This is a genomic window from Actibacterium sp. (assembly GCF_041584535.1).
Classification (GTDB): Bacteria; Pseudomonadota; Alphaproteobacteria; order Rhodobacterales; family Rhodobacteraceae; genus Actibacterium_D.
Genome location: NZ_JBFHDW010000350.1, coordinates 1 through 2413, shown reverse-complemented (window position 1 = coordinate 2413; position 2413 = coordinate 1). Strand labels below are relative to the sequence as shown.

Genomic DNA, 2413 nt, shown 5'->3' with positions numbered 1-2413 from the left:
TGGAGTTGGAGGGCGATGTTCTGAACGTGTCCGGCTGTGTCGGTCCGATCTGTAAGAAACAGGTCTGGAACCGCGTGCCTTAGGTCCTAGACCGGGATCAGATCGGCATAGACAAAGCCGTCGCGCGTCACGGTTTCGCCGGTGGTGACGGCAATCGGCGCGTCAAAGATCGGCCCCGCGACCACGGCCGAGTGGAATTCACCATTCTCGCCGCAGGGATCGATGCCTTCGGGCAGGTCGGCAAGGAAGCTGGCGTCGAATTTGCGCCCGGCGAAACTGGCGTCCAGCTTGCGCGGGTCGACCGTGACGATGCGGGTGTCAAACCCGGCGTCAATCATGTCGCGGGCCAGATCGGCGGTGTCGCGGCCCCAAAGCGGAAACAGCGGCGTGATGCCGGTTCCGGCCAGCTTGTCCTCGCGGTATTGGCGCACGTCTTCGAGATAGAGATCGCCAAAGATCATATGGGTGATGTCACGGGCCTGCAAATCGGCGATGGCGGTCTGCATTCGCGCCTCGTAATCGTCATTGCTGCACGGCCAGGGCAGGGGAATGGTGATCGGGTCCAGCCCCATCGCCGCCACCTGACGCGTCAGCAGGTCGTTGCGGGTGCCATGCATGGCGACGCGCTCAAACGCCTCGTTCGTAGTGGTCAGCGCGGCCACGACATCGGCAAGCCCCTGACGGCGGGTCTCATACAGCGCAAAGGCGCAATCCTTGCCCGAGGACCACGACAGCACCGCGCGCGGGGCGGTCACGGGCGCCAGCCAAGGAAATTGCCGATGATGCGCAGGCCGACGGTCTGGCTTTTCTCGGGGTGGAACTGGGTGCCGACAAGGTTGTCGCGGCCGACGATCGCGGTGATCTTGCCGCCGTAATCGCAATGCGCGATCAGATGCGCCGGGTCCGCGACGCGGAAATGATAGGAATGCACGAAATAGGCGTGGTCGCCGGTTTGAATGCCATCCAGCACCGGGTGGGCGGTGTCGATCACCAGATCGTTCCAGCCCATATGCGGCACTTTCAGCGCCGGGTCTGCGGGGGTGATCCGCACCACGTCACCGCCGATCCAGTCGAAACCCGGCGTTTCTTCATATTCAAGGCCACGGGTCGCCAGCATCTGCATGCCGATGCAAATGCCCATGAACGGGCGGCCGCCGGTGATGACGGCCTCTTCGATGGCCTCAAATAGCCCGCGATGGTCGAACAGCTCCTTGCGGCAGGCCGGAAAGGCCCCGTCGCCGGGCAGAACCACCCGGTCGGCGCGGCGCACGGTGTCGGGGTCCGAGGTGACGATCACGTCGCCCGCGCCCGTTTCGCGGGCGACGCGTTCGAATGCCTTTTGCGCCGAGTGCAGGTTACCTGACTCGTAATCGACAATAGCTGTCAGCATCTGTGTTACAGCGCCCCCTTGGTCGAGGGGATGGCATCGGCCTTGCGCGGGTCGGTCTCGACCGCGTCGCGCAGGGCGCGGGCCACGGCCTTGAACGTCGCCTCGGCGATGTGGTGGCTGTTGATCCCGTGCAGTTGATCGACATGCAGGGTGATGCCGCCGTGGGTGCTGAGCGCCTGAAAGAATTCGCGCACCAGTTCTGAATCGAACGCGCCGATCTTGGCGGTCGGCAGGGTGACATTCCAGACAAGGAACGGCCGCCCGGACAGGTCCAGCGCCGCGCGCACCAGCGCGTCATCCATCGGCAACAGGCAACTGCCATAACGGCGGATGCCCTTTTTGTCGTCCAAAGCCGCGACCAGCGCCTGACCCAGCGCGATGCCGGTGTCTTCGACGGTGTGGTGGTCGTCGATGTGGTAATCGCCATTGGCGCGGATGGTGAAATCGATCAGCGAGTGCCGCGACAACTGGTCCAGCATGTGGTCGAAAAACCCAATGCCGGTCTGGTTGTCATAGCGACCTGTGCCGTCGAGATTGATCTCGACGGAAATTGAGGTCTCGGCTGTCTTGCGCGTGATTTTCGCCGTCCGCATCGGGGGCCTCCGCTTGGTGTTTCAACGGCTTATACGCCGCTCGGGGTGTTCGTCCAAGAGGGACGGCACTGATTTTGACAGGCTGTTGCCGGGGGCGCGCAGGCCGGGGCCTCAGGCCAGAACCACCAGCGCGTGGCGTTTCTTGCCGGCGCTCAGCTTGATCGGCGAGGCCAAAGCCGCCGCATCGACCATCAGACCGGCATCCAGCAGCGGTTCGTCATTCATCCGCGCCCCGTTTTCGGCGATCAGGCGCTTGGCCTCTTTGCCGGATTTCGCAAGGCCCGACTTGACGATCAGCTGGATGATCGAAATCCCGTCACCGATTTCGGAATGTTCCAGCGTCAGCGTCGGCAGATCGTCCCCGACCCCGCCTTTTTCGAACACTTCGCGGGCGGTGGCCTCGGCAGCTTCGGAGGCGGCGCGGCCATGG

3 protein-coding genes and 1 pseudogene are annotated in these 2413 nt (G+C 63.8%); all 4 read right to left on the bottom strand.

The window, feature by feature from the left end:
- Window positions 1-86: 86 nt before the first annotated feature.
- On the bottom strand, window positions 87-755 hold the full coding sequence (locus ABYW26_RS13445; protein WP_372605423.1) for an ATP-binding protein: 669 nt from the start codon (window positions 753-755) through the stop codon (window positions 87-89).
- Window positions 752-1390 (bottom strand): imidazole glycerol phosphate synthase subunit HisH, encoded by a 639-nt coding sequence (gene hisH, locus ABYW26_RS13440; RefSeq protein ID WP_372605422.1) that lies wholly within the window; start codon window positions 1388-1390, stop codon window positions 752-754. Before hisH ends, ABYW26_RS13445 begins: the two co-directional genes overlap by 4 nt.
- A 5-nt stretch (window positions 1391-1395) precedes the next feature.
- Window positions 1396-1983 carry an imidazoleglycerol-phosphate dehydratase HisB gene (gene hisB / locus ABYW26_RS13435; RefSeq protein ID WP_372605421.1) on the bottom strand — a complete coding sequence of 196 codons (588 nt, stop codon included), beginning with the start codon at window positions 1981-1983 and terminating at the stop codon, window positions 1396-1398.
- Between the two features lie 111 nt (window positions 1984-2094).
- Window positions 2095-2413, bottom strand: a pseudogene (locus ABYW26_RS13430) (tyrosine--tRNA ligase); the annotation flags it as partial.